Origin of the sequence: Actinomycetospora sp. CA-053990 (assembly GCF_050948445.1) — a bacterium.
Taxonomy (GTDB): Bacteria; Actinomycetota; Actinomycetes; order Mycobacteriales; family Pseudonocardiaceae; genus Actinomycetospora; species Actinomycetospora callitridis.
In genome coordinates this window covers 232,367-258,803 of the sequence record NZ_CP192043.1, presented here as the reverse complement: position 1 = coordinate 258,803, position 26,437 = coordinate 232,367, and the positions used below count along the sequence as shown (strand labels likewise).

Below are 26,437 nucleotides of genomic sequence, written 5' to 3'. Positions count from 1 at the left end.
GCCGTCAGCTCAGGCGCGCCCCGATCCACCGCACCAGGCGGGCGCCGAACTCCGCGACGAGGATCCAGAAGATCGCCGCCAGGCCGTAGTTCACGACGTAGGCGAAGATCGGGTCCGCGAGCACGAAGAGGTCGCGGAAGCCGAGCACCGCGGTGTCGGCGACACCGCCGATGAACCGCGCGACGCCGTTGGCGACGTTGACCCCGACGATCGTCAGCACGATCGACGCGAGGAGCACGGCGGCGAGGACGTAGCCGATCACCCGCACGACGGTCGCGAGGACGTTCGTCGTCTTCCAGATCGTCTCGCCGACGTTCCGCGGGGCGCGCTCCTCGCGGCCGTGCGGGGCCTCGGCGCCGTCGGTCTGCTCGGAGTCCCGGGACTGCTGCTGGTCCTGCTGCTCGGACTTCTGCTGGTCCTGCCCGGACTCCTGGGCCTGCTGCCCGGAGTCCTGGTCCTGCTGCTGGGACTGCTGCTGGCTCTGCTCGGAGTCCTGGCTCTGCTCGGAGTCCTGGCTCTGCTCGGAGTCCTGGGACTGCCGGGTGTCGTCGGAGCCCTTCGACTCCGAGGACCCGGTCGAGCTCGAGCCCTCGTCGGAGGACGACCCGGAGTCGGACGACGCCGTCGGACTCGCACCCTGGTCGGCCGTGCTGCTCGCCGTCCCGGTGCTCTCGCCCCCGGCCGCGCTCTCCTGGTCGTCGGTGTCGGTCCCGCCCTGGGTGCGCTGCGCACCGGCCTGCTCGGTCACGCCCGGCATGATCGCACCGGGTCGGTGACCGAGCACTACCGAGGGGTAGCTCACATGGATGTCGCGCCGTCGATGTGCTCGCGGAGCATGTCGGCGTGGCCGGCGTGCTGCGTCGTCTCGGCGATGATGTGGAGCACCACCCGGCGCACCGACCACGACGATCCCGGCTCGTGCCAGGGCGCCTTCGGCAGCTCGTGACGGACGTTGAGGTCGGGCAGCGTCGCGAGCGTCGCCTCGGTGCGGGCCGCGACCTCCTGGTAGTGGGCGACGACACCGGCCAGGGTCTCGTCGGGCAGGAGCTTGAACTCGTTCTCGCGCTCGACCAGCCAGGCGGGCTTCTCGTCGAGGCTCGCGATCCAGCCCTCGAAGTCGTCGATCGTCATCCCCTCGGGCAGCTCGAAGCCCTCCTCGGCCGAGGCGCCCTCGACCGCGAAGCGCATCCAGCCCTCCTCGACCTTCGCGACGTGCTTGATCAGCCCGCCGAGGGTGAGCTGCGACTGTGTCGGCCGGGACGCGGCCTGCTCGTCGGTGAGGTCGCGGGTGGGGAAGACCAACCAGTGGCGCGCCTGGGCCAGCTCGGCGAGGAGGTCGGCGCGCTCGTCGGAAGCGGTGCTGGTCACGGTGGTCTCCTGCGCGGCGGTGGTGGTCATCGGGGGCCTGCTCTCCTCGTCGTCCCTGGCGAGGACGACGTTAGGCAGCCGGGCGGACGGCTTCGGTCCGCCTCTCCTGACCAGTGCGCACGAGGATGCGGATTTCCTGGCACTGGGTGCAAGCGTGGACGCAGGGCTTGCACTCACAGAACGGACTCAGCGGAAACGGTCGAAGACCTGCTCGCGCCAGGCCTTGCGGCTCACCAGCTCGCCCATCGCCTCCTGGTAGCGGGCCCGGGCGGACGGCCAGGCCTTGGCGATCTCGGCGTGCAGGGCCACCGACTCGCGCAGCATCGACCAGAACATCTCCCGGTCGCGCTTGCGGAAGGTCACGCCCGAGCCGTCGGACGTCGTCACGGCGGCCCCGTCGAGGCGGGAGAGCATGAACCACTGACTGTGCTCGGCGGGGACCTCGCGCTGGGGGCGCTCGAGGGCGTCGCGGTCGACGGGGCGCAGCTGGTGGGCGAGCCCGCGGGCGAGGGCGGCGACCTGCGCGACCTTGCCCACCGGCGGCTTCGGCCACAGCTGCGACTCGCGGGCACCCATCGGCGAGCGGGGCACCTCGTCGGCACCGCGGTGCACCGTGCCGTCCGGGAACTCCGCGCGGGTGGCCCGCACGGCGCCGAGGGCGGTCGGCAGCGCGCCGAACAGGGACTTCGGCCCGGACAGGAAGTCGCGCATCGCCATGTGGTGCAGGGCGATCGTCGAGTACTCGAGCAGGAACAGGTGGCGCAGCGTGCGCTTGAGCGAGTCCGCGAGCATCGCGCGCGGGTTGTCCGGGCCGTGCAGTGCGCCGACGACGAGGCGGTTGCGGACGTGGAAGTACGCCTGCCAGTCGGAGCTGTCGTCCTTCTCCACGAACGAGAGGTGCCAGATCCCGACGCCGGGCACGGTCGCCGTCGGGATGCCGTGGCTGCCGGCCCGCAGGCCGTACTCGCAGTCGTCCCACTTGATGAACAGCGGCAGCGGCAGCCCGATCCGCTCGGCCACCGAGCGCGGGATCAGGCACATCCACCAGGCGTTGTAGTCGACGTCGGTGCGCCGGTGCATCCACAGCGTCTCGCGCAGCGAGTCGACGGCGAAGTCGTGGTCGTCGGTGGTGTGCGGGGCGAGCTGCCAGAAGAACGTGCCGCGGTCGACGACCTCGCCCATCGCGTGCAGGTGCGAGCGCGCCTGCAGGGAGAGCATCTGACCGCCGACGAGCATGTCCTCGCGGGCGAACCGCGAGAACGCCAGCGCGCGCAGCACCGAGTCCGGCTCGAGGACGATGTCGTCGTCCATGAACAGGATCTGCTCGGCGTCGGTGTTCTCCAGCGCCTCGTACATGATCCGCGCGTAGCCGCCGGAGCCGCCGAGGTTGGGCTGGTCGATGATCCGCAGCTTGTCGCCCAGCGCCGCGGCCGCCTCGTCAAACCCGGGCTGGTCGCGCACCTTGGACGTGCCCTGGTCGGGGATGATCACCGCGGTGAGCGAGTCGCGGACCAGCGGGTCGTCGCCGAGGGTCTGCAGCGTCGCCACGCAGTCCGACGGCCGGTTGAAGGTCGGCATGCCCACCGCGATCGCGGCCCGTCCGGGCGCCTCGCGCTCGGCGTACCAGCCGCCCGCGACGAGCTCGAGGGACGAGCCCTCGCTGGTGAGGTCGAACCACACCCAGCCGCCGTCGCCGAACGGCGCGAGCGAGACGGGGACGACGACCTCGTGCTCGGTGTCGTCACCCTCGGAGCCCCCGGTGCCGACGACCTCCCCGGTGACGTGCACGGCCACGCCGCGTGCCGTCGAGCGGTAGACGTCGACCCGCCCGCGGCCGCGCAGGCGCAGCCGCAGGGTGATCTCGTCGAGGATCGACCAGCGCCGCCAGTACGCGGCGGGGAAGGCGTTGAAGTACGCCGCGAACGAGACCTCGCTGCGCTCGGGCAGGCGCACGCCCGTGCGGGACACGACCTCGGCGACGCGCTGACCGCTGCGGCGCACGTGCATCACGTACTCGTCGGCGGTCTCGTCGTAGGTCCCGGGACGGTGGGCGGTGGGCGCGGTGGTCTTCACCGACGTCGCGGTGCCCTCGTCCAGGTAGAGCGCGCGGACCGAGGTGGGCTCGGCCGGGCGCGGCAGGATGACGCGCTGCAGCAGTGCCGTGCCCGCGGGACGCACCGACATCTCCACCGTCCCGGTGGCGCCGCCGCGCCGTCCCTTGTCCACCGTGCTCGTCACACCGACGACGGTAGCGGCGAGGGGGCGCCGGGTCCGGGAGCCCCCCGGCGGGTCGGACGGGCCGTCGCCCCACACGATCGGGTCGATCGGTCCGCCCAGGTCAGCAGACCAGGCCGGACGGGCAGTTCCGCGGGTTGTACTCCGACGGCTGGGTCGGCGCCGTCGTCGTGTGGTGCTGGGACGTGGGATGGGTGCCGCTGTGCTGCGTGGGATGCCCGCCCTCGTGCCCGGAGCCCGAGCCCCCGCCCGACTCGCTGCTGGTGTCGCAGGCGGACAGAGTGAGCAGGGCGGCGCAGGACAGCGCCGCGAGGACGCCGGCGGCGGACCTCCGACGCGTCGGGCCGGTCAGGGGAGCGGGCACCAGGAGCCTCCGTCGGCGCAAGGATTTACGGATTCGGTGACCGTACGCATACGGACGACCGGCCGAAGCGGCCGAACGGGTGACGAGATCAGGCCTCGGCGAGGTCCGCCCCGTCGAAGGACTCGCCCTCGGTGAACCACGGGGCGATGCGGTTCTCGAACAGTGTCAGCGCCGACCCGATCGCCATGTGCATGTCGAGGTACTTGTACGTCCCGAGACGGCCGCCGAACAGCACGCGGCGGTTCGTCGCCTCCTTGCGGGCGAGCTCCCGGTAGCGCTCGAGCTTGGCGCGGTCCTCGGCGGTGTTGATCGGGTAGTACGGCTCGTCGCCGGACTCGGCGAAGCGGCTGTACTCCTTCATGATGATCGTCTTGTCGGTCGGGTAGTGCTTGCGCTCCGGGTGGAAGTGCCGGAACTCGTGGATGCGCGTGTACGCGACGTCGCGGTCGGCGTAGTTCATGACCGGCGTGCCCTGGAAGTCGCCGGTGGTCGTGAGGACCTCGGGCTCGAAGTCCAGGGTCCGCCAGCCGAGCTCGCCCTCGCTGAAGTCGAAGTAGCGGTCGAGCGGGCCGGTGTAGACGGTCGGCACATCGGCCGGCAGCGAGTCCCGCATGTCGAACCAGTCGGTGTCGAGGCGCACCTCGATGAGCGGGTGGTCGGCCATCCGCTCGAGCCAGGCCGTGTAGCCGTCGACGGGCAGGCCCTCGTAGGTGTCCGAGAAGTACCGGTTGTCGAAGGTGTAGCGCACCGGCAGCCGGCTCACGATCGACGCCGGCAGTTCCTTCGGGTCGGTCTGCCACTGCTTGGCGGTGTAACCGGCGAAGAACGCCTCGTAGAGCGGGCGGCCGACCAGCGCGACGCCCTTCTCCTCGAAGTTCTCGGCGTCCTCGACGTCGATCTCCGCAGCGTGCTCGGCGACCCAGGCGCGGGCCTCGTCGGGGCTCATCGCGCGGCCCGCGTACTCGCAGATCGTCGCCAGGTTGACCGGCATCGGGTAGACGCGGCCCTGGTAGATCGTGAAGACGCGGTGCTGGTAGCCGGTGAAGTCGGTGAACCGGTTGACGTACTCCCACACGCGCGTGTTCGACGTGTGGAAGAGGTGGGCGCCGTAGCGGTGCACCTCGATCCCGGTCTCCGGGTCCGGCTCCGAGTAGGCGTTGCCACCGAGGTGGGAACGGCGCTCGATCACCAGCACCCGCTTGCCCAGCTCGGTGGCGGCCCGTTCGGCCACGGTCAGCCCGAAGAAGCCCGAGCCGACGACGACGAGGTCCGGATCCACACTCACAGCACTCGACGGTAGCGGGCGGGTGCGTCCGACCCGGCCGGGGTATCCGCCGCCATGCCCACCGTCGAGCGCACCGCGCACTCCCCCGCCCCGCCCGGGACCGTCCAGGCCTACCTGCGGGACTTCGCGAACGCCGAGGAGTGGGACGCCGGGACGATCTCCTGCACGCCCGTCGACGACACCCCGGTGGGCGTCGGGAAGCAGTGGCACAACGTCTCGGAGTTCCGCGGGCGCGAGACCTCGCTGACCTACACGCTCGAGGTCGACGAGCCCGGCCACCTGCGCATCGTGGGCCGGAACAAGACCGTCACCAGCGAGGACGACATGTACCTCGCCGACGACGGTCCGGGCACCACGGTGACCTACCGCGCGACGTTCACCTTCCACGGTGCCGCGAAGCTCGCGACCCCCCTGCTCGTCCCCGCCCTCGGCAAGCTGGGCGACGACGCGCAGGAGACGCTGCAGAAGGCGATCGAGGGCCTCCCGGTCGGCTAGGGCGTCGGCGGGCGGTGTCCGACCCAGGGCACCGCGCGCTCCAGGTCGGCGGCCAGCGCGAGCAGCGTCGACTCGTCGCCGTAGGGCGCCAGCACCTGCACGCCGACCGGCCAGCCCTCCTCGGTGCGCCCGAGCGGCAGCGAGATCGCCGGGTTGCCGGTGACGTTGGACAGCGCGGTGAAGCCCGCCGTCGAGAAGATGTGGTCGTACCACCCGCGGGCGTCCCGGGAGGCGTCGTTCTGGTCGAGATACCCGAGGGGCGTGTTCGGCACGTTCATCGTCGGCGTGAGGACGACGTCGTAGCCCTGGTGGAACTCCGCGACGGCCCGCCGGGTCGCGTTGAAGACGCGGTCCGCGGCGTACAGGTCCGACGCCCGCAGCCCGCGCCCGTACTCGGCGCACGCCAGCGTCGCCGCTTCGAGGACGTCCGGCCCCGGGGTGACGCCGAGGACGGCGGCGAGGCCGTCGACACCGTCGGCGAGGAAGCTCGTCCAGGCGACGAGGTTGGCGGCGTCGAACGCCTCGGCGTCCAGCGAGGGGCCGGCGACGTCGACGGCGTGGCCGAGGCCCTCCAGCGTCCGCGCCGCCGCCTCGGTGGCCTCGACGCAGCGGGGATCGACCGCGCCGGACCCCGAGAACGGCGTGGTCTGCACGGCCACCCGCAGCCGGCGGCCCCCCGCCCCGACCTCGTCGAGGTAGGGCCGGCCGGGGTCGGGCAGCAGGTAGCGGTCGCCGGGCTCGGCGCCGTGCACCGCGTCGAGCAGGCCGGCGCAGTCGCGCACCGTGCGGGTCACCACGAACTCGATGCCCATCCCCAGCAGGGGGTCCGCGTAGTCCGGCCCGGGCGACGTGCGTCCCTGGCTGGGCTTGAGCCCGACCAGCCCGCAGGCGGCCGACGGGATGCGGATCGAGCCGCCCCCGTCGCTGGCGTGGGCGACCGGCACGGCCCGGGCGGCGACGAGCGCCGCCGAGCCACCGGACGACCCGCCGGGGCTCCGGCTGGTGTCCCACGGGTTGCGCACCGGGCCGGTGGCGACCGGCTCGGTCGTCGCGTTGAACCCGAGCTCCGGTGTCGCGGTCACCCCGAGGGTCGCGAGACCGGCCCGGCGGAAGCGCGCCATGAGGTGGGTGTCGGCCGGCATGGGCACGCCCGCCCCGAGCATGCGGCTGCCGGCGGTCTGCGCCACCCCGGTCGCGTGCAGGATCAGGTCCTTGATCACGAAGGGGACACCGGCGAAGGGCCCGTCCGCGGCGTACTCGAGCGGCGCGGCGAAGCGCTCGCCGACCAGCGCGTTCAGCTGCGGGTCGACCGCGTCGAGCGCCGCCGTCGCGGCCTTCTGGACCTCCTCGGCGGAGACCTGGCCGTCGCGCACGAGCGCGGCCAGCGCGGTGGCGTCGAGGTCGGCGTACTCGTGGGCTTCCATGGGTCCTCCCGGGTGACGGTCGCGCGGAGGCTAGGTCCGGAGAACGGCCGGCACATCGGTCGGATGACGGATCCGCCCCGGCGAAAGGGCGCTGGTCGGGCCGACACCGCGCCAGTAGCGTCGCTTGCCATGACCGCCGTGGGGGCCGCCCGCGAACTGCGGTCGTTCCTCCGGCGGCACGGCAGTCGTACCCCCGGCGCCGCCCGCACCGTGCTCGACGGGCTCCACGACGTCGTGCCCGCCGACTGCGTGGCGGTCTCGGTGTGGGACCCGACGGTGGGCGCGCACCGGACCCTCGCGTCGTCCTACCCCGCCGGGGCCACCGCGCTGATCGACGGGCGGATGCACACCGACCGCCTGTTCGCGGTGGTGCGCGCGGGCGGGCACCCGGTGCGGGTGCGCGACCTCGCGCCCGCGCGGCGCCGCGGTGAGATCTTCGAGCGGATCATCGACCCGCACGGCTTCCGGGACGGGGTCACCCAGTGCCTGTTCGCCGCCGACGGCCGCTACGTCGGGATGCTCAACGCGAGCTCACTCGACGGCAGGCACCCCGACGACGACACCGTGGCCCTGCTCGAGCTGCTCGGCGCGGACCTCGCCGCCGGCCTCGACCCCGTCCCGGTGCCGCCCGCGCGCACCGGCGCGCTCGGCGACGGCGGCGCGGACGGGGTGGTCGTCGAGCGGGAGGGGCGGGTCGTCGTCCTCTCCGCGGGGGCGCGGCCCGACCTGGTGCGCCCGCCCTCCCCGCTCGCCCATCTCGCGGCCTCGGTGCTCGCGGGAGCCCCGGTGCCGGGTCGGGTGCTGCTCGTCGCGGCGACCGGGGAGGTCGTCGACGTCGAGCTGCACACCACCGGGGTGGGCGTGCTGGTGCTCCACCGTGAGGTCGGACCGCCCGCGGGGCTCACCGTGCGGGAGCTGCAGGTGCTCGACGGGGTCGGCCACGGCCTCTCCAACCCCGAGATCGGCGTGCGGCTGGGGATCGGGGCCCGCACCGTCGCCACCCACGTCGAGCACGTGCTGGCCAAGACGGGCGCGCGGAACCGGGCGGCCGCGGCCCGGTGCGCGGCGAGGTGGGGCCTGCTCGTCGCGTGATCTGGGAGGCGGACACGCGGCGTTGCGCGCGCCGAGCGAGTGCGTGGTGTGACGGACACCCGGTGTCTGCGACGGTCCGCCGCTGACCCGGGCACCGATCACCCGCCGTCATCCTGCGCGGGCGGGCAGGCCACCGGGGGCCCCGCCCCGATCCGCCCGGCCATCCACGGCAGGGAGTCGGAGAACGCCTGCGAGAACACCGCGAAGGTGTGGCCGCCACCGGGCACCACGACCTCGCAGGTGCTGATCCCCGCCCGGCGGGCGGCCGGGACGAGCGTGTCCGCGGCGGCGGCGGGCTCCGGGTCGGCGTCGCCGACCTCGAACCAGCCGCCGAGCTGCGGGAAACGGCGCGCGGCGAGCAGGTCGGCGGGCTCGTGGGCGGCGAAGGCCTGCGGCGAGCCGCCGAACAGCTGGGCCACCGCGGAGTCGGTGTCGGCGTTGGTGTCGCCCGCCCGCGGTCCGGCGAGGCCGGCGTAGTCGCCGAACGTCGCGAACAGGTCGGGGTGGCGCAGCGCGAGCATCAGCGAGCAGGACCCGCCCTCGGACAGGCCGGCGACGGCCCACCCCCGGCCCGGGGGCGCCGTGTGGAACACCTGCTCCACGAACGCCGGGACGTCGACGGTCAGGTAGGTCTCGACCTTCCCGCCGGGGCCGTCGACGCACTCGCTGTCGCCGTCGATCGAGCCGTTCACATCGGGCATGACGAGGATCGGCGCCACCCCGTCGTGCGCGTCCGCGTAGGCGTCGGCGGTGGCCGCGGCCTGGCCACCGTCCAGCCAGTCCTGCGGGGTGCCCGGGGTCCCGTGCAGCAGCACGACCACCGGGAGCTCCGGACGCGGGCGGGCGAACCACGCCGGGGGCACGTAGATCGTCCCGGGGCGCCCGACGAATCCCGAGCGCTTGCCCGGCAGCGCCGTGGTGGTCACGACGCCCCGGTCGGGCTTGTCCTTGCGGGCCAGCAGGACGGCGAGCTCCACCTCGTCGGACGGGGGCAGCCCCATGACGTCGCCGAAGGTGCGGAAGTAGTCGAAGTGCGCGTTGATCCCGGCGCCGGCGCCGAGCAGCACGAGCGCCGTGGTCACCAGCACGACGATCGTCCGCCCGAGCCTGCTGAAGCGCCCGACACGGGTGCGCAGCGCGAACACCAGACCGAGCACGACGACGAGGGCCACGGTCGCCCCGATACCGAGGAACGAGTCCGTCGTGATGTCGATCTCGGCGATGCCGTTGACGCTCACCCGGCCGCCACCGCCGTCTCGTCACCGGCCTCGCTGTCGCTGCCGTCACGGCGCGCCCGCCGTCGTGCCAGCGCCGCGAAGACGAACGGCGGCGCCGACAGCACGACCACCGCGGACGCGAGCAGGAGCACGTAGGTGACGGTGCTGCCGGTGGCGAGCTGGCCCGGCGGCACGAACCCGAGCACGAAGGCCACCAGGCACCCCACGAGCCCGATCCCGCCGACCGCGTACACGCCGGGCAGCCCACCCGGGATGCGGTAGGGCCGGGGTGTGTCGGGCTGGAGGTGCCGCAGGCGCACGACCGCCGCGAACATCAGCCCGTACATGATGATCACGATCTGCGCCGTCACCGCCGAGAGCATCCAGTACGACGTGCTGACGCTGGGGACCAGCAGGAACAGCAGGGTGAAGACGGTGCCGGCCGCACCCTGCAGCAGCAGGAGGGTCACCGGCACGCCGTTCGCGTTGAGCCGCCCGAGCCGCGCGGGGACCGAGCCCTGCCGGGCCACCGCCGCGACCCCGTTCGCGGGCCCGAGGATCCACGGCGCGAGGTGGGCGATCCCGCCGAACGCCACCACCAGCGCGAGTGGCGCGACGGCCCACCCGACGCCGAGGCGGTCGAGCACCCGGGAGAAGAGCTCCATCGTCCCGGACACCAGGCTGATCTCGCTCGCGGGCACGACCATCGCGAGGAAGAGCGAGCCGACCACCGAGAACACGACGACCACCCCGACGCACAGGGCGATCGCGCGCGGGACGGTGCGCCCGGGGTCGCGGGTGTCGCGGGCGTGGAAGCCCGCCATCTCCATGCCCGTGAACAGCAGGATGATCCCGCCGAGGAACGCCAGGTTGTTGAGCTGGACGTCGGGCACCAGCGCGCCGGCCGAGAACGGGATCTCGCTCGGGTTCCCCTGGGCGAGGTACGCCACGGCGAGGAGGACGAGCCCCACCGCCGGGATGATGGACCCGGCGAGCGTGCCCACCGAGCCGATCCACGACGAGGTGCCGACCCCCCGCAGGCTCACGATCGTCGTCGCCCAGAAGAACGCGAGCATGACGACGACGAGGAAGAGCTTGTCGTTCGCCAGCGACGGGTCGATCGCGTAGGCGAGGCTCGCGGCCATGAACGAGAGCACGGTGGGGAACCAGGCGACGTTCTCGGCGTAGTCGCACCAGACGGCCAGGAAGCCGGCGCGCTCGCCGAACGCCTCCTTCACCCAGGCGTAGACGCCGCCGTCGCGCGGCCAGCCCGTGCCGAGCTCGGCGGCGACCATCGCGATCGGCACGAGGAAGACCACGATCGACAGCGCGAACAGCGCCAGCATCGACCAGCCGTACTCGGCCATCACCGGCAGGTTGCGGATGCTGACGATCGCCGCGATGTTGATCATGGCGAGGGCCAGGATCCCGAGCTTGGCGTTCACCGGGCGCCCTTCGCGAGCAGCATCGCGTCGATCCGGTCGGCCACCACGTCGTCCGCCCCACCACCGACGACCACGACGAGGTCGCCGTAGGTGCGCACGGTCGTCGACGTCCGCGTGCGCTCGGGGCCCTCGTAGCTGCGCGCCGCGGCGTCGCGGTCGGCGTCGTCGGCGAAGGCGTCGGCCTGGACCGTCGCCGTCTGCCCCCCGCGGCACGGGGCGGCCACGACGAGCGTGCGCGCGGCGACGGCGTCGGTGGCCCGCGGGTCGGCCAGGTCGGTGCGCGAGCACACGACCAGCCCCGCCGCGGTGATGTCGCCCTGGAGAGCGTCCAGCGCGCCGGCCCCGCGCGGGCCCTGGGGCGACCGGTTCCCGCCCGAGGCGATGACGACGACCGTGACCACGACGGCCAGCGCCATGCCGGCGAGCAGGACGATCAGCACGACGTCACCGAACCCGCCGCCCTTCGTCCGGCGCGGGTGCGCCTCGATGACGCTCACGCGGCCGCTCTCCCCGCGGCCGTTCCGCTACGCTTCATGCCGCCGCCGCGCCCGGGGGCGCCGAGGGGTCCGCGGCGGTGCTCGACGGCGACGGCGCCCCGCCCACGGCGGCCGGGACGAACAGCGGGCCGAGCCCCGGGACGGCGAGGAAGCCCTCGGCGCCCGCGTAGAGCAGGCCGACCCGGGGCAGGTCGGCGGGGCTGCGGTAGGCGAGCACCCGCGGCAGCCACTGCGGCCCGAACTTCTCGTTGAAGTCGTGCAGCGAGCGGACCTGGAAGAACGGGTTGAGCACGCCCACCGCGCGCCGGGCCAGCTTCTGGGTCGCGGTGAACGGCACGTCGTCGGCGAACAGCCGCCCCCACATCGCGAAGTTCATCGACAGGCGCGTCACGCCGCGCTCGTCGAGCGCCGCGGCGCTCTTCGCGATGAGGAACTCCGTCATCCCGTTCGGGGCGCCCGGGTCGTGGCGCATGAGGTCGAGCGTGTAGCCGAACGTCGTGCCGGTGGCCGGTCCGCCGTAGGCCGGCACGAGCCGCAGGAAGCCGCCGGGCACACCGTCGGCGTCGAGGGCGACGCACAGCAGGAAGTCACGGTTGGCGTCGGACCCGGTGATGTCCTGCGACAGCGACATCGTGAAGCCGCGCTCGGGGTCCTTGCCGCGCCACTTCTCCGAGATCGCGTTGAGCGCCGCGACGAGCTTCGGCGACGCCGCCGATTCGGCGATCATCTGGAACCGGTACGTGCGCTCCACCCGCCGGACGGCCGCGCGCACGCTCTTGCGCTCGCGGCCCTCGAGGGTGAACGACGGGCAGTCGATGATCGCCTCGTCGCCCAGGTAGAACGACCGGAAGCCCCGCGAGGCGAGCAGGCCGCCCTCGGCCGTGTCCTCCTCGCGCGCCGCGAGGAACGCCGGGGTCCACGCGCGCTGGGCGCACATCGCCAGGAACTCGTCGACGACCGCCGGCAGCGACGCCTCGTCGCCGATCGGGTCGCCGGCGGCGAGCGCGTAGCCGCCCAGGTACGTGTACGCGATCATCGCGCGCCCGTCGGAGCCGAAGAAGAAGCTCTTGTCGTCGCGCAGGGCGAAGGCGGCGAGCGTGTCCCACCCGTAGGTCTGCACCAGCAGCCGCGCGCGGCTCCAGTCGTCCCGGGTGTGCGGGTCGCGGGCCGTGAGCGGCCGAAACAGCAGGATCAGGAAGACGACGAGCCCGACCACCCCGAGCGCGAGCAGCGCGGCCGGGAACGTCTCGGCGAACAGCCGCCGGTCGAACGTGTAGGGCCCGTCGATCCCGACGAGCCCGCCGAAGATCGTCTCGAGGCCGCCCAGCAAGGTGAGGTCGGGCGTCATCCGCCCGCTCTGCAGCCCCAGCGAGACGAAGCCGAACGCCAGCACCGCGGCCAGGTAGATCGGGACGAAGCGCACCAGGCGCAGCAGGGACGGCGGGTCGGCCGGCGCGCGGAAGTTCCTGCGGGCGACGATCAGCAGGACGAGCAGGGCGACGCTGATGCCGAGCCCCACCTGGTGCGGGCCCTTGAGGATGTGCGCCACCACCGCGAGCGCGGAGAGCCCCACCGCCACCCGCCACGCCGCCTGCTTGCGCTTGGCCAGCTGGTCGGCGAGCAGCAGCAGGAGCAGGCCGATCGCCGCCGAGAGCACGTGCCCGGTGACCGCGAACCACGGCGGGACGAGATCGACGTTGATCCGGTCGCCCAGCCGCTCGTGGACGATCGGCATGTGCACCAGCAGGTGCACCAGGCCCGCGAGCGCCGTCAGGCCGGCGATCGCGGTGACCACCCAGGGCCGGCTCGGGGGGCCCTCGTCGGCGGCCGCCCCCGTCGCCGTCGTGGCGCCGGCCGACGCGACCGCCACCGGGGCCGGCGGTGTCGCCGCCGCGAGGGCGGCGGCGGGCATCGGGGTGGGCGGCAGGACCGGCCGGTGGGCACCGCCCGGGCCGCCGCCGGGCGGCGGGGCGAACTCGGGCCGCAGCGTCGGGAAGAGGATGACCTCGCGGATCGAGTCGACGCTCGCCAGCAGCATCACGAGCCGGTCGATGCCGATGCCCAGCCCGCCGGTGGGCGGCATGCCGTACTCGAGGGCGCGGACGTAGTCGAGGTCGATGTCGCCGGCCTCGGGGTCGCCGTCGCGCTTGGCCTGCGCCTCCTCCTCGAAGGCCGCCATCTGCACGACCGGGTCGTTCTGCTCGGAGTAGGCGTTGCACAGCTCGAAGCCGGCGACGATCAGCTCGAAACGCTCGCTGTAGGCCGGGTCGTCGCGGTGCGCGCGGGCCAGCGGGGAGACCTCGCGCGGGTAGTCGATGCAGAACACGGGGCCGACGACGTCGTGCTGGACGCGCTCGTCGTAGACCTCCTTCATCAGCCGGCCCGGGCCCCAGCCCTGCTCCCACGCGATCCCGAGGCGGTCGAGGGCGGCCCGGGCGTCGGCGATCGGCATGTCCGGGTGCATCACCTCGCCGGTCTTCTCGGCGATCATGTCGGCGAAGCGCTGCCGGGGCCACGGCGGCCGGAGGTCGATCGCCTGGCCCTGGTAGCGCACCGTGAGGTCGTCACCCAGGGCGGCGTGGGCGGCGGCCACGACCATGCCCTCGGTCAGGTCCATCATGTCGTGGTAGTCGGCGAAGGCCTGGTAGGCCTCGAGCATCGTGAACTCGGGGTTGTGCCGGGTGTCGACGCCCTCGTTGCGGAACACCCGCCCGAGCTCGAACACGCGCTCCATGCCGCCGACGATCAGCCGCTTGAGGTGGAGCTCGAGGGCGATCCGCAGGTACATGTCGAGGTCGAGCGCGTTGTGGTGGGTGACGAACGGCCGGGCCGACGCGCCGCCCTGGATGCTCTGCAGGACAGGGCCCTCGACCTCGGTGAAGCCCTTCTCCGCGAGGTGGTGGCGGATCGCGTGGACCGCCGCGTGGCGGATGCGGAAGATCTCGCGGGTGCGCTCGTTGACCTCGAGGTCGGCGTAGCGCTGGCGATAGCGCGTCTCGACGTCGGCGAGGCCGTGGTGCCCGCCGGCCGGGGGCCGCAGCGCCTTCGCCAGCAGGGCGCAATCCTCGACGCGGATCGAGAGCTCGCCGCGCTTGGTGGTCATCACCGTGCCGCGCACGCCGACCCAGTCGCCGCGGTCGAGGTCGTCGATCGCGACGTGCGCGTCGTGCCCGACGACCGCGGTGTCGACGAAGAGCTGGATGGTGCCGCTGCGGTCGCGCAGCGTCCCGAAGCTCAGCCCGCCCTGACGGCGCAGGCCCGCGAGCCGGCCGGCGACGTGGACCTCCTCGCCGGTGAGCGTGTCGGGGGCGAGGTCGCCGTGGGCGGCGCGGAGGTCGGCCAGCGAGTGGTCGACCGGCCAGCGGTAGGGCTCGGTCTCCCCCGCCGCGCGGCGGGCGGCGAGCTTCGCCGTGCGGATGTCCTGCTGGCCGAGGCGCGCCTCGTGGCCGTGGGAGTCGTTCGCGTCGTCGGGGCCGGTGTCCGGCGCGTCGGCGGGGGCCTCGTCGTGGGCGTCCGTGTGGGCGTCCATGTCAGCGCGCCCCCTCCTGCTCCCGCGGCGGGTCCGCCGGCGGGGCGTCGTGGTCCGGGTCGTGCTCGGGTTCGTTCGGGCGCCCGGCGATCGCCTCCACGACCGCGTCCCAGCGCCGGCTGTCCCGCTCGGGGAACCGCCGGCGACTGCGCACGGCCTTGCTCGAGCCCTCGGGGTAGCGCCAGCGCGCCCACGGCGAGGTGGGCCGGGCCAGGCGCACCGCCGCGAACAGGGCGAGCACGGGCACGAGCAGGCCCAGCAGGCCGAGCAGCGGGCGTCCCTTGAACAGCGCCACGATCGCGAGGAGACCGCCGACGACGATCGTGCTCACCACGGCCAGGACCCCGTCTCCGGTGTCGGAGTCGAACGGGTTGACCCCGACCACGAGCAGCGCCATCAGCGCGCCGACGACCAGCACGGCGTCGACCGAGACGCGGCCCTCCCGCTCCCAGTAGACGTCGGAGAGGTGCAGCCAGAGCGCGAACTCGTCGAGCGTCAGCGCCGCGCCCGCCCCGAAGGCGGCCGCGAGCACGTAGAGCCAGGGGCCGTCGGGCTGGTAGGTGAACTCGCCGACCCCCGCGATCAGCATGAGGAAGATGCCCCACACCAGGTGGTGGAGATGGACGCCGCCGATCGCCTGGTTGCGGAACGGGCCCTTCCCGGCACGGATCAGCCGCACGACCAGCCGCGTCCCGAGGAACACGACGACGAACGAGCCGAGCATCCAGGCGGCGGCGGCCCGGGATTCGAGGTCGAGACCCAGGTCGAGGTTCACGTCGGGACTCACGTCGGTGCTCCCACGGTTTCCGGTTCGGGCAGGGCCGCCGCCGACGAGCGCGACAGCGCCGCCGTGGCCACGATCATCAGGACGACGAGCAGACCGATGAGGCCCCACTCGAGGCCGTCGGCGCGCACCTGCTCGGCGAGCACGACCACCCCGAGCACCGCGGCGACGATCGGCTCGCCGACGGTCACCGCCGGCAGCGACGCCGCGAGCGGGCCGGCCCCGAAGGCCGTCTGCTGCAGGAGCGTCCCGCCGAGGACCGCGGCGAGGAGCACCCAGGTCTCCCACGAGGTGATCAGGGCGAGCGGCCCCTCGCCCAGCAGGTCGACCACGGACTTCGTCAGCGCGGCCACCAGGCCGTAGGCGAGGCCCGTGGCCACCGCGAGCAGGGCCGCGCGCCGGGGACCGCGCTGGCGTCCCGCCAGGAGCACGCACAGCACCAGGAGCACGAGCAGCACCACGAGCGACGGGAGCCAGACGCCGAGCGGGGCCTGGTCGACACCCGCGGTGGGCTCGCCGATCACGACGAACAGCGCCAGCGCGGCGACGAGCACGACGGCCCAGCGGATCTCGGGGCGCCCGATCCGCCGGCCGGTCAGGCGCGCCTCGAGGGGCAGCGCGAAGAGCACGGTGGTCACGAGCAGGGGCTGGACCAGCAACAACGACCCGACGCCGAGCGCCGCGGCCTGGACGGCGAAGCCCCCGGTATCGCCGACCGTGCCCGCCCACCAGCGGGGCGAGCGGACCAGGCGGGCGATCAGCCGGCCGCCGCGCGCCTCCTCGTCGGGGACGTCGGCCGCCGCGCCGCGCTGGGCCACGGAGGCGATCGCGAAGAGCAACGCGGCCAGCACCGCGAGCGCACCCGCCAGGAGGGTCACCTCCGCGTCCGATCAGCCCACGTCACTACGTCAGTCCATCACCGGGCGGGCACGCAAAGCGACAGGATCTTCGCGTCGCCACCCGATCGGTCCAGAGATTCTCGATCATGCTGTCGGCCATGTGACAGGTGGTGCCCGGACGCTCGGCTCACCGGCCGACGATGCCGCGTTTGCGAGGATGTCGCGGATGCGTGTTCCCCTGGCGATCGCGGCCACCGCCCTCCCGGCCCTGGCCCTCGCCGTCCTGGGGTCCTCGCACCCCGCGATGCTGACCCCCGAGTCGGCGCCGTGGTGGCGCGACCTGCACCTCATCGGGATCGTGCTCTTCCCGCTGCTGGCGCTCGGCCCGTGGGCGGTGGTGCGGGCGTCCCGTCCCGCCGGGCCCGTCGGGTGGGTGCTCGAGGGCCTCACCGTCGTCCTCGGGTTCGTCTACGCCGGCTTCTACACCGCGCTCGACGTCCTGGCCGGCGTCGGCGGGGGCCACGAGACGATGCGCCTCGGCCCCGGCCCCTGGGTCGCGTCGCTGTTCGAGATCGCCGACGTCGTGACGGCGCCCGGCGTCTACGCCTATCTCGCGGCGACCGTGCTCGCCGCCGTCGTCGCGCTCGTGCGGGCCCCGGGGGCCTGGCGCCTGCTGGCGGCCGTCGGCGCGCTGTTCGCCGTCGTCGGCGCCTGGTCGTTCCTCACCAGCCACATCTACTACCCCTACGGCGTCGCGACGATGGTGATGCTGGCCCTCGGCCACACGCTGCTCCTCGTGGCCGCGACCCGGCGGCCGGCGACCCGCGGGCACCGCCGCGCGTCGTCTCCCGCGACCGCCGAACAGGCCGCCGCCACCCCGTAGCGGTCCGTCCGGCGGACCGGGTCGACCGGCGCCCGCCCGAGGGTCGACGGCGGTCGGGCGACTCCGCTTGCATGGGCGGCGTGTCCCCGCCGTCCGGTCCGCTGTCCCGCCTGCGCCATGCCCTGCACCTCCGCCTGATCCGCGCTGCCGAGCACGGGGCCGCGGCGGCGGTCGAGGAGCGGGTGACGCCGCGGCTGGACGCCCTCGACGCCCGTGCCCGCGAGCACGCGGCCGAGCTCGCCGCGGTGCGCGACGCGGTCCGCGAGGAGGTCGCCGCCCTGCGCACCGAGCTGCACGCCCGCGAGGTCCGCGAGCGGCGGGACATGCTGGCCGCCGGCGAGCGGGACGCGGTCGCGTCGAGCGCCCGCTTCGTCCGTGACGCCATGCCCGGCGCGCGGACGTTCCCGCACCCCTCCGCGACCCTCCGGCACGCGCTGGCCCTCGCGCCGCGCGGGGGCATGGCGCTGGAGTTCGGGGTCTACACGGGCACCACGCTGCGGGCGATCGCGCAGGCCCGCGGCGACGGGCGGGTGCACGGCTTCGACTCGTTCCAGGGACTCCCCGAGGACTGGCGCGCCGGCTTCACCGCGGGCACGTTCGACGACGTCGAGCCCCCCGAGGTCCCCGGCGCCGAGCTGGTGGTGGGCTGGTTCGCCGACACGCTGCCCCCGTTCCTCGACGGCCACGCCGGGCACGTCGACCTGCTGCACCTCGACGCCGACCTCTACTCCTCGACGGCGACGGTGCTCGAGCACGTCGGCCCGCGCCTGCGCCCCGGGTCGGTCGTGGTGTTCGACGAGTACCTCAACCACCCCGGGTGGGAGGACGGCGAGCACCGCGCCTGGACGGAGTACGCCGAGCGCGCCGGGCTGACCTTCACCTACGAGGCGTTCACCCACGACAGTGAACAGGTGGTCGTCGTGGTCACAGGGGTGCCGTCGCAGGTGCCGACTCAGCTCCCGCGGGGTACTGAGCTGTCCAGAGGCCACGAACGCTGATCCGTAGGGAGGCACCGAGGACGCCGCTCGGCGTTCGAAGTGCACCGTCTGTCGCCGATTCGTTGCTCCTCGTAGACCCCGGAGTGTGCGGCGACGAGCGGGAAGGGCACAGTCCCAGGCGATGACCTCCACGGCCGACGAGCGAGTCCGGGGCGGGAGCCAGGTCGATCCCTCGGCCGGGGCCCGCGCCGCCGACCGCCCCACCGCGGTGATCCCCACGGCCGCCGGCCGGGTGCGCCAGCCCAGTGACGGCTCCCGGTTCCGGCCGGAGATCGAGGGCCTGCGGGCGATCGCGTCTCTGCTCGTCGTGATCTACCACGTGTGGATCGGCCGGGTCTCCGGCGGCGTGGACGTGTTCTTCGCCCTGACCGGCTTCCTCGCCGCGGGCCAGCTCGTGCGGGCCGCCGAGCGCGGCGGCATCGACCTGGTGACGCAGTGGGGCCGCACCCTGCGCCGCCTGGTCCCCCCGGCGGCCGTGGTCCTGGTCGGCACGATGATCGCGAGCCTGGTCTTCCTGCCCGAGTCGCGGTGGCCCCAGGCGATCCGCGAGATCGTGGCCTCGGCGTTCTTCGTCGAGAACTGGCGCCTGGCCGCCGACTCCGTCGACTACTACGCCTCGCACAACACCGCGAGCATCGTGCAGCACTTCTGGTCGCTCTCGATCCAGGGCCAGTTCGCGATCGTCTTCCCCGTCGTGATCGTCGTGGCCACCCTGGTCGCCCGTCGGGCCGGCGTCGCCGCCCGCCCCGCCGTCGCCGGGCTGCTCCTCGCGATCACGGCGCTCTCGCTCGCCTGGTCGATCCTGAGCACCGCCCACGACCAGACCTACGCGTACTTCGACGCGCTCGCCCGCATCTGGGAGTTCACGCTCGGCGGGCTGCTCGCGCTGAACCTGCACCGGCTGCGCCTGCCGGACTGGGCCGGCGTCGCCCTCGGCTGGGCCGGCCTCCTCGGGCTCGCCCTGTGCGGCACGGTGCTCGACGTCGAGGGCGGCTTCCCCGGCTACCTCGCGCTGTGGCCGGTGCTGTGCGCGGTCGCCGTGATCGTCGCGGGCGACACGGCGCACCGCTTCGGCAGCGCGCGGTGGCTGTCCTCGCGCCCGATGCAGTACCTGGGCAGCATCAGCTTCCCGCTCTACCTCTGGCACTGGCCGGTGCTCCTGCTCGCCCAGGCCGCCGACCACCGCGAGGAGCCCGGCCCGGTCCTCGGGCTCGCCGTCGTGCTCACCTCGCTGGCACTGGCCGCCGCGACCCGCCACATCGTCGAGGACCCGCTGCTGCGGCGGGCGCGCCGGGCGGGCGGCCGACTCGTCGACCACCGGCTGGCCGTGGTCGCCCTGGTGCCGGTGCTGGTCCTCGTCCTCGCCTGGCACGCCGTCACCGCCGCCCGGACCACCCCGTCGGGCGTGGTCGGCGACACCGATCACCCGGGCGCGATGGCGCTCCAGGCCGGCTTCGTCGACCGGGGCTCCCCCGACGCCGACGTGATCCCGCCGGCGGTGTCGGCCTACGAGGACTGGGCGGAATACGAGAACGACTGCACCGCCGTGCCCGCCGCGCCCGCGCTCGAGCGCTGCACGTACGTGCCCGCCCCGGACCCCAACGCGCGCACGATCGTCGTCGTCGGCGACTCCCACATGCAGCAGTTCCTGCCCGCGGTCGCCCCGATCGCCCGGGAGCGGGGCTGGCGGGTCGACACCCTGATCCGGCCCGGCTGCCCGCTGTCGACGACCTCGGAGTCGAACATCGGCGAGGCCGACTGCATCACGTGGAACCAGCAGGCCCTGTCGGCGCTCGCCGAGGCGCGCCCCGCGCTGGTGGTCGCGCAGGCCACGCACAACGTCCGGCCGGGACGCACCGAGTCCACGCCGCCCGGCATGGTCGAGGCGTGGGACCGGCTCGCCGACGCCGGCGTCCCCGTGATGGCCGTGCGGGACAACCCGCGCTTCGACTACGCGCCGCCGAGCTGCGTCGACAACTACGGCCGCCACGCGCCCGAGTGCGACGTCCCCCGCAACGAGGTCTACCCCTCGACGCCGCCCGTGCCGGCCGGGATCCCGTCGACGGTCTCGGTGCTCGACCTGGCCGACAGCCTCTGCCTGCCCACCGTGTGCCCGCCGGAGATCGGCCGCGTCACCGTCTACCTCGACGACAACCACCTGACCGCCACCTTCACGGCGTCGCTGGCGCCGACGGTGGGGCGGCGCGTCGCATCCCTGATCGGGCCGTGACCGGCGCCTCCTACCCTGGAGGTGGCCCACCCGTCCCCCGGCGCACCGCCCGACCCCCTGGGAGCCCGCCCGCATGACCGACGCCGCCACGCTCTCGACCCCTCGCGACGCCGGTCCGGCGGGTGAGGGAGGACGCCTGGTGGTGGGCCGCGGACTGTTCGCCGGGCCCACCCCCGAGGTCCCGGACGAGCTCTACGTCGAGGTCCTGGGCGGGCGCGCCGAGCGGCGACGCCGGCACCTCCGCGTGGGCGAGTACAGCCACGTGGGCACCAACACCTACTACGGCCGCTTCCCGGCGAGCTACTGGCAGCGCTGGACGACGGCCACCGAGGTGCGGTTCGAGGGACGCACCCGCGGCGCCGGCCGCCTGATGCTGCGGGCCTCGGACACCAACGGGGTCCCGCGCACGCTCGCCGTGCACGACACCGCCACCGAGGACGTGTGCCTCGCGGCGCCGCTCGACCGTTTCCTCGACGGCGGCGGGCTGTGGATCGAGATCGTCACCGACGACGACGAGCTGGTGCTCCACGACGCCCGCTGGACCGTCGCGGCCCCCGCGACCGACCGCGGCGCCTCGGTCGTCGTGTGCACCCACAACCGCGCCGACGACTGCATCGCCACCCTGCAGGCGCTCACCGCCGAGCACGACGTGCTGGCCCTCCTCGACGAGGTCGTCGTCGTGGACCAGGGCACCGACCGCATCGACACCCGCGAGGGGTTCGCCGACGTGGCCGCGCGCCTCGGCGACCACTTCCGCTACCTGCCCCAGCCGAACCTCGGCGGCTCGGGCGGCTTCACCCGCGGGCTCTACGAGGTGGTGGAGCACGGGGGCCGTCCGGACGTCGACGTGCTGTTCATGGACGACGACATCCGCTGCGAGCCCGAGGTGGTCGTGCGGCTCGCGACGTTCGGCCGCTGCGTCGCCGACCCGACGATCGTCGGCGCGCAGATGCTCAACCTGCTGCACCCGACCCAGGTGCTCGCCGGCGCGGAGTACGCCGTGCTCACCGATCTCACCAACGGGCACGTCAGCCCGGGCGCGGTCGGCGAGTCGGACGTCACCGCCCACTTCCCCGACGGCACCAAGAACGTGCAGGACCGCCGGGTCGACGCGGGCTACACGGGCTGGTGGTCCTGCCTCATCCCGTCCGAGCTGGTGCGCCGCGCCGGCTACCCGCTGCCGCTGTTCTTCCAGTGGGACGACGTGGAGTACTGCTACCGGGCGCGCGCCCACGGCGTCCCGACCGTGACGCTGCCGGGCGCGGGTGTGTGGCACGCGGACTTCCCGTGGAAGGACTGGGACGACTGGCACCGGTACTTCAACCTGCGCAACGCCATGATCACCGCGGCCCTGCACTCGCCGTTCCCGGTCCGCCACGTCACCGGGGTGCTGGCCGACCTGCTGGGCCGCTACCTGGTCTCGATGAACTACGGCCTGGCCACGACGCTCATCGCGGCGGTGGAGGACTTCCTCGCGGGCCCGCGCGTGCTCGATGACGGCGGTGTCGCCGCGGTCGGGCGCATCCGCGCGCGGCGGGCGGGGCACGGGGAGACGGTCGCCCACCCCGTCACCGACGCGCCGGGGCTCGGCCCGACCGAGATGGAGATCGCCCGGTCCGGCCCGGAGCCCACGCGCGATCGGCTCGTGATGGCGAAGCGGATCACCCAGCAGCTGCTCGGCCGCACCCCGCGCCACGGTGGGCTCGTCGGCGCCGGCGAGGCGCACTGGTGGCACATCGGCCTGTTCGACCGGGTGGCGGTGACCGACGCAGGCCAGGGCGGCGTGCGGGTGCGTCAGCGCGACCCGGAGGCCCTGCGGTCGCTGGGCCTCGAGGGCACCCGCGTCCTCTGGCGGCTCGCCCGCGAGGGCGCGGTGCCGTGGAGGCCTGGCGCGCCGCCGCACCCCGGCTGACCGACGCCGACAACTGGCGACGGCTGTTCGCGGGCGGCTGAGGCTCACCGCGGCGGGGCGCACACCGGCCCGTCGAGGGCCCGGCAGTCCGGCGTCGTCGCGTAGTAGGCGAGGAGCTGGTCGGCGCCGAACGGCGGCGGTCGGCCGTGGCGGGCGTCGAGGAGGTAGAGCAGGGCGAGCGTCCGCGTCCCGCCCCAGCCGTCGCCGACCTGGGCGACGGTGAGGTGCCCGTCGCGCAGGGCGGCGTCCAGGTCCGCGAGCGTCGACGTCGCGGTCGCGCCCGGGGCCACGGGCAGCGGCCAGTCGGCGGTCATGACCCGCTCGCCCCGGGCGAGGTCCTCGCGCCAGGCGACCAGGCCGACCGCCATCGGGGCCGCCACCGCGGCCACCACCGCGGCGGCGAGCAGCGTCGTCCACACCGGCCGCCGGCGGGCGAGCACGTCGACCGCGACGCCGCCCAGCAGCCCGGCGACGACCGCGAGGGCGACGATCCGCCGCGCGCCGGGCACGCCGCTCGAGATCGCGTAGAGCCCGACGGAGCCTGCGGCGACGAGCAGCCACGGCCACACCGCGCGGAAGCGGCCGATCGCCGCCACCAGGGCGCCCACGGCGAGCACCGCGGCCGGCACGACGCCGCCGAGGACCGGGATACCCGTCGCGTAGTAGTAGGACGAGCCGGAGCGCACCGCGTAGGACCCGATCTCCGCCAACCGTGCGCCGACGGCGTCGAGCTCGATCCCGTCGCGCCCGCCCCCGGTGACCACGACCCCGCCGTTGCGCCACCAGGCGAGCGGGAGGGCCACGACACCGACGCCCGCCGCGATCCCCAGGACGGCGAGCAGCGCGTCCGTGGTTCGCCGGACGCGGGCGAGCAGGGCGACCGCGACCGCGAACGCCCACGCCAGGCCGGCGGTGTACAGCGACACCGACGCCCCCGCGAGCACGCCGCCCAGCGGCCACCACCACCGCCGTGACGTGGCGACGTACAGGGCCGCCATCCCGGCCACCGCGTCGAGCGGGGTCTCGATGGCCACCCAGGCCAGCGAGGTCACCCCGGGCACCAGGACGACGAGGACGGCACCGAGGGTGGCCGCGGTCGGCCCGCATCCCAGCCGTCGGCGCGCGACGACGTACGCCAGGGGGGCGAGCAGGGCCGAGGCGAGCGCCTTGGCCGTGCGCGGGGAGAAGAGCGTGTAGTCCCCGAGCTGACCGGTGACGTGCCCCGTGAGCGCGTAGAAGAGCTGGGCGCCCGCGTTGGTGCTCCAGACCGAGGGTTGCCAGTGCAGGGCGAGCGCCAGCGCGTCGCGGTGGGCGACGGACGCCTCCTCGCCGGTGAGCACGCCCTGGGCGGTGGGACCGGCCGCGATCCAGAGGAACCAGGCCGCGGCCCCCACCACGAGGACGAGGGCGAGCAGGACGTCGACGACCGCGACGGGACCGACGGTGCGGTTCCCCCCGCTGCTCACCGACCGATCATGACACGATCGGTGGCCCCCTCACGTCCTGCTCAGGCCGGGGCGGCGCGGGTGACGTAGAGGCGCGAGCCCCAGCGCGGACCGGCGCTGGTGTCCTCGTCGGCGGCCAGCATCTCCGCCCCGCACTCGGCCACCAGGGCGCGGACCCCGGCCTCCGGCGTGCCGTGCATCTCCATGCCGCGCCGCAGCCGCCGGGCGAGCGGGGCCGGCAACGCGCGCAGGGCGAGCCCCGCGGCGTTGCGGGCCGGGGCGGTGGGCATCTGGAACACGACGTACCCGCCGGGCCGCACGATCCGGTAGAACGCCCGGACGTAGCGGTGCGCGAGCTCGGTCGGCATGTGCTGCAGGACGCGGCAGGTGTAGACGAGGTCGGCCGATGCGGGCTCGACGACGTCGAGCTCCGGTCCGGTCGCGAGGCGGAAGTCGCACGCCGGCGCGTCGACGATCTCGCGGGCCTTCTCGAGCATCGTCGGCGAGATGTCGAGCCCGATCACCTCGGCGAACCCGGCCGTCGCGAGGCCGTGCGACAGCCGCCCCGCGCCGCAGCCGAAGTCGACGGCGCGGCCGCGGGCCGGGTCGGCAGCGAGCTCGGCGAGACGGCCCAGGAGCGTCGCGATCTCGGTGGCGCCGGTGGCCAGGAACTCGGCCGGCGTCCACCCACCCCCGGCCTTCTCCCGGTCGGTGAGGACGGCCCACATCGGATCCTCGCGCCCGAGACGCGTCCAGGTCCGCGAGACCTCCTCGATCCCGGTGCTCGGATCGATACCCAACGGTTCCTCCGGCGGAGTCGGCGTGACCGACGGGCTCAGCGCCCGCCTGCCTTGGCGAAGACGGCGTCGTACGCGTCGAGGACGGCCTCGACGCTGTAGCGCGCGGACGCGGTGGCGGCGCCGTGCTCGGCGTCCGGCGGGTCGTCGCGCAGGCGGGCGAGCGCGGCGGTCAGCCCCGGGACGTCGCGGGGGGCCACGACCTCCCCGAACCCGGTCTCCTCGACGACCGTGCGCACCCCCGGCAGGTCACTGACCAGCGCGGGGACGCCCGCCATCATCGCGACCACCTGGACGATGCCGAACGCCTCGAAGGCGTTGACCGACGGGAGCGCGAAGACGTCGAGCGAGGCGTAGAAGTCGTCGAGCTCCTCCTCGGGGATGAACCCGAGCATCGCGATCCGCGGGTCGTCGCCGATGTGGCGCCGGACCCGCTCGGCGACGCTGCCGCCCGCGACGTCGAGGTAGTCCCCGCCCACGAGCAGCCGGGCGTCGGGGTCGTCGAGGGCGAGGAACGCGTCGACGAGGTGCTCGACGCCCTTCTCCTCGACGATGCGCCCGAGGAAGCCGACGTGGAGTCCCTCGCCGCGCCGGAAGGTCGGGCGGCCGGCGCCCCGCGGCGGGCACGGCGGGGGCACCGCGACCATCCGGCCGTCGATCGCGGACCACATCCGGCTGTGCCGCGCGTAGTCCTCGCTGGACACCACCGCGGCCGCGGAGCGGCGCAGCGCCACCCGGCTGGAGAAGTCGATCGCCCGGTGCTGGGCGGCGTTGACGAGACGGCGCACGAGCGGGCCGTCACCGGTCGGCAGGGAGACGTCGCAGTGGTAGGTCGACACCACGGGCACCGGCGACAGCCGTGCCAGCAGGCCCGCCTCGACCAGGGGCAGGTGCAGGTTGACCACCGTCGACCGCGCCATCTCCCGCAGCGCGAGCCGGGTCAGGTTGAGCCCGATCGTCCCCTTGCCGACCTTCGCCAGCACGGGCGCCCGGATCACCTCGACCCCGTTGACGATCTCGTGCGTCGCGAGCTCCGGGTCGTGCTTGGAGGCGACGACACACACCCGCCATCCGCGCGCCGCGAGACCCTCGGCGAGGTCGCGCGCGACGTTGGTGAGCCCGGAGACGTAGGGGCTGTAATAGGTCAGGACGATGCAGAGGTCCTGGTGCGGATGCTCGTCCATCACCCTCCTCGCCGACGTCTCCGGGGGCCGTCCTGGCGGCCCGTCCCGCCCGGCCACTGTAGAGGCCGCGATCGGCGCCACGGCCGACGGGCGCGCCGGGACGGGACCCGTGGCCCGATCGGTATACGCGCGGGCAGGTGGTCGCCCGATGCGCCGCCGTTGCTACCGTGCGTCATCCACCGACCGACTCGGGAGCCCGCCCGGTGACCGCCACCTCGCGGCCCTCGTCCCCCGCCGACGAGAGCCGCACCGACGAGGGACCCGCTGACGACGGGACGGACATCCAGGGCGGGTGGCGTGCGCGCCGGCCCTCGTGGCCCGCGGTCGCCACCGTCGCCGGGATCCTCGCGCTCGTGTGCGCGGCGCTGCTGCCGCTGCTGCCGGTGAGCGTCTCCCAGCCCGAGGTCAGCTGGC

General features: G+C 74.2%; 21 protein-coding genes. 6 read left to right on the top strand and 15 right to left on the bottom strand.

The genetic code is table 11. From position 1 onward, the window contains the following. Positions 1 to 4 precede the first annotated feature (4 nt). The 5 genes from ACQPYN_RS01260 to glf form a co-directional block, all read right to left on the bottom strand. On the bottom strand, positions 5 to 748 hold the full coding sequence (locus ACQPYN_RS01260; RefSeq protein WP_433032364.1) for a hypothetical protein: 744 nt from the start codon (positions 746 to 748) through the stop codon (positions 5 to 7). A gap of 50 nt (positions 749 to 798) precedes the next feature. Beyond that, positions 799 to 1,398, bottom strand: a complete 600-nt coding sequence (locus ACQPYN_RS01255; RefSeq protein ID WP_433032361.1) for a DinB family protein — start codon at positions 1,396 to 1,398, stop codon at positions 799 to 801. Between the two features lie 156 nt (positions 1,399 to 1,554). Next, positions 1,555 to 3,606: a glycosyltransferase gene (locus tag ACQPYN_RS01250; RefSeq protein WP_433032357.1), complete on the bottom strand. Its 2,052-nt coding sequence runs from the start codon at positions 3,604 to 3,606 to the stop codon at positions 1,555 to 1,557. A gap of 100 nt (positions 3,607 to 3,706) precedes the next feature. Next, positions 3,707 to 3,967 (bottom strand): hypothetical protein, encoded by a 261-nt coding sequence (locus ACQPYN_RS01245; protein ID WP_433032354.1) that lies wholly within the window; start codon positions 3,965 to 3,967, stop codon positions 3,707 to 3,709. An 88-nt stretch (positions 3,968 to 4,055) separates the two neighbouring features. Then, positions 4,056 to 5,252, bottom strand: coding sequence for a UDP-galactopyranose mutase (gene glf / locus ACQPYN_RS01240; protein ID WP_433032351.1), 1,197 nt, complete (start codon positions 5,250 to 5,252; stop codon positions 4,056 to 4,058). A gap of 54 nt (positions 5,253 to 5,306) precedes the next feature. Between glf and ACQPYN_RS01235 the strand changes: the two genes are divergently transcribed. Continuing rightward, positions 5,307 to 5,747 (top strand): SRPBCC family protein, encoded by a 441-nt coding sequence (locus tag ACQPYN_RS01235; RefSeq protein WP_433032348.1) that lies wholly within the window; start codon positions 5,307 to 5,309, stop codon positions 5,745 to 5,747. Here ACQPYN_RS01235 and ACQPYN_RS01230 read toward each other — a convergent pair. Then, on the bottom strand, positions 5,744 to 7,171 hold the full coding sequence (locus ACQPYN_RS01230; RefSeq protein ID WP_433032345.1) for an amidase: 1,428 nt from the start codon (positions 7,169 to 7,171) through the stop codon (positions 5,744 to 5,746). The two genes, ACQPYN_RS01235 and ACQPYN_RS01230, sit on opposite strands and share 4 nt — an antisense overlap. A gap of 129 nt (positions 7,172 to 7,300) precedes the next feature. Here ACQPYN_RS01230 and ACQPYN_RS01225 point away from each other — a divergent pair, with 129 nt between their 5' ends. Further along, the gene (locus ACQPYN_RS01225; RefSeq protein WP_433032342.1) at positions 7,301 to 8,263 is read left to right on the top strand and encodes a helix-turn-helix transcriptional regulator; all 963 of its coding nucleotides are present in this window, start codon (positions 7,301 to 7,303) and stop codon (positions 8,261 to 8,263) included. A 98-nt stretch (positions 8,264 to 8,361) separates the two neighbouring features. On the opposite strand, the gene ACQPYN_RS01220 is transcribed toward ACQPYN_RS01225, so the two are convergent. From ACQPYN_RS01220 to ACQPYN_RS01195, 6 genes are read right to left on the bottom strand one after another with little or no spacing between them, the layout of a single operon-like run. Further along, positions 8,362 to 9,501, bottom strand: coding sequence for an alpha/beta hydrolase (locus ACQPYN_RS01220; RefSeq protein ID WP_433032339.1), 1,140 nt, complete (start codon positions 9,499 to 9,501; stop codon positions 8,362 to 8,364). Then, positions 9,498 to 10,925 (bottom strand): APC family permease, encoded by a 1,428-nt coding sequence (locus tag ACQPYN_RS01215; protein ID WP_433032336.1) that lies wholly within the window; start codon positions 10,923 to 10,925, stop codon positions 9,498 to 9,500. The genes ACQPYN_RS01220 and ACQPYN_RS01215 overlap by 4 nt, the downstream gene beginning before the upstream one ends. Next, positions 10,922 to 11,422, bottom strand: coding sequence for a hypothetical protein (locus tag ACQPYN_RS01210; protein WP_433032333.1), 501 nt, complete (start codon positions 11,420 to 11,422; stop codon positions 10,922 to 10,924). Before ACQPYN_RS01210 ends, ACQPYN_RS01215 begins: the two co-directional genes overlap by 4 nt. 34 nt (positions 11,423 to 11,456) lie before the next feature. Continuing rightward, positions 11,457 to 14,951 (bottom strand): lysine--tRNA ligase, encoded by a 3,495-nt coding sequence (lysS, locus tag ACQPYN_RS01205; protein ID WP_433032330.1) that lies wholly within the window; start codon positions 14,949 to 14,951, stop codon positions 11,457 to 11,459. A 1-nt stretch (position 14,952) separates the two neighbouring features. Next, positions 14,953 to 15,738 (bottom strand): hypothetical protein, encoded by a 786-nt coding sequence (locus ACQPYN_RS01200; RefSeq protein ID WP_433032327.1) that lies wholly within the window; start codon positions 15,736 to 15,738, stop codon positions 14,953 to 14,955. Further along, positions 15,735 to 16,613: a DMT family transporter gene (locus ACQPYN_RS01195; RefSeq protein ID WP_433032325.1), complete on the bottom strand. Its 879-nt coding sequence runs from the start codon at positions 16,611 to 16,613 to the stop codon at positions 15,735 to 15,737. Before ACQPYN_RS01195 ends, ACQPYN_RS01200 begins: the two co-directional genes overlap by 4 nt. Before the next feature lie 187 nt (positions 16,614 to 16,800). On the opposite strand from ACQPYN_RS01195, the gene ACQPYN_RS01190 reads away from it, so the two are divergent. From ACQPYN_RS01190 to ACQPYN_RS01175, 4 genes are all read left to right on the top strand, one after another. Continuing rightward, positions 16,801 to 17,457 carry a hypothetical protein gene (locus ACQPYN_RS01190; RefSeq protein ID WP_433032322.1) on the top strand — a complete coding sequence of 219 codons (657 nt, stop codon included), beginning with the start codon at positions 16,801 to 16,803 and terminating at the stop codon, positions 17,455 to 17,457. A gap of 80 nt (positions 17,458 to 17,537) precedes the next feature. Continuing rightward, on the top strand, positions 17,538 to 18,455 hold the full coding sequence (locus tag ACQPYN_RS01185) for a class I SAM-dependent methyltransferase (RefSeq protein WP_433032320.1): 918 nt from the start codon (positions 17,538 to 17,540) through the stop codon (positions 18,453 to 18,455). A gap of 121 nt (positions 18,456 to 18,576) precedes the next feature. Next, positions 18,577 to 20,685: an acyltransferase family protein gene (locus ACQPYN_RS01180; protein ID WP_433032317.1), complete on the top strand. Its 2,109-nt coding sequence runs from the start codon at positions 18,577 to 18,579 to the stop codon at positions 20,683 to 20,685. A 73-nt stretch (positions 20,686 to 20,758) separates the two neighbouring features. Continuing rightward, the gene (locus ACQPYN_RS01175) at positions 20,759 to 22,597 is read left to right on the top strand and encodes a glycosyltransferase (protein ID WP_433032314.1); all 1,839 of its coding nucleotides are present in this window, start codon (positions 20,759 to 20,761) and stop codon (positions 22,595 to 22,597) included. A gap of 44 nt (positions 22,598 to 22,641) precedes the next feature. Here ACQPYN_RS01175 and ACQPYN_RS01170 read toward each other — a convergent pair whose 3' ends face one another. Genes ACQPYN_RS01170 through ACQPYN_RS01160 form a run of 3 tightly spaced genes read right to left on the bottom strand, consistent with a single transcriptional unit; the run spans position 22,642 to position 26,023 of the window. Then, complete coding sequence (locus ACQPYN_RS01170; RefSeq protein ID WP_433032311.1) at positions 22,642 to 24,063, bottom strand: hypothetical protein; 1,422 nt, start codon at positions 24,061 to 24,063, stop codon at positions 22,642 to 22,644. Between the two features lie 41 nt (positions 24,064 to 24,104). Next, on the bottom strand, positions 24,105 to 24,842 hold the full coding sequence (locus ACQPYN_RS01165) for a class I SAM-dependent methyltransferase (protein WP_433032308.1): 738 nt from the start codon (positions 24,840 to 24,842) through the stop codon (positions 24,105 to 24,107). 35 nt (positions 24,843 to 24,877) lie between these two features. Further along, on the bottom strand, positions 24,878 to 26,023 hold the full coding sequence (locus tag ACQPYN_RS01160) for a glycosyltransferase family 4 protein (RefSeq protein ID WP_433032305.1): 1,146 nt from the start codon (positions 26,021 to 26,023) through the stop codon (positions 24,878 to 24,880). Positions 26,024 to 26,437: the final 414 nt, after the last annotated feature.

What these genes read in the sequence shown, in the direction of transcription:
- ACQPYN_RS01225 (WP_433032342.1), top strand. Translation starts at nt 7,301, where the DNA reads ATGACCGCCGTGGGGGCCGCCCGCGAACTGCGGTCGTTCCTCCGGCGG.
- ACQPYN_RS01230 (WP_433032345.1), bottom strand. Translation starts at nt 7,171, where the DNA reads ATGGAAGCCCACGAGTACGCCGACCTCGACGCCACCGCGCTGGCCGCG.
- ACQPYN_RS01190 (WP_433032322.1), top strand. Translation starts at nt 16,801, where the DNA reads ATGCGTGTTCCCCTGGCGATCGCGGCCACCGCCCTCCCGGCCCTGGCC.
- lysS (WP_433032330.1), bottom strand. Translation starts at nt 14,951, where the DNA reads ATGGACGCCCACACGGACGCCCACGACGAGGCCCCCGCCGACGCGCCG.
- ACQPYN_RS01160 (WP_433032305.1), bottom strand. Translation starts at nt 26,023, where the DNA reads ATGGACGAGCATCCGCACCAGGACCTCTGCATCGTCCTGACCTATTAC.
- ACQPYN_RS01235 (WP_433032348.1), top strand. Translation starts at nt 5,307, where the DNA reads ATGCCCACCGTCGAGCGCACCGCGCACTCCCCCGCCCCGCCCGGGACC.
- ACQPYN_RS01180 (WP_433032317.1), top strand. Translation starts at nt 18,577, where the DNA reads ATGACCTCCACGGCCGACGAGCGAGTCCGGGGCGGGAGCCAGGTCGAT.
- ACQPYN_RS01255 (WP_433032361.1), bottom strand. Translation starts at nt 1,398, where the DNA reads ATGACCACCACCGCCGCGCAGGAGACCACCGTGACCAGCACCGCTTCC.
- ACQPYN_RS01175 (WP_433032314.1), top strand. Translation starts at nt 20,759, where the DNA reads ATGACCGACGCCGCCACGCTCTCGACCCCTCGCGACGCCGGTCCGGCG.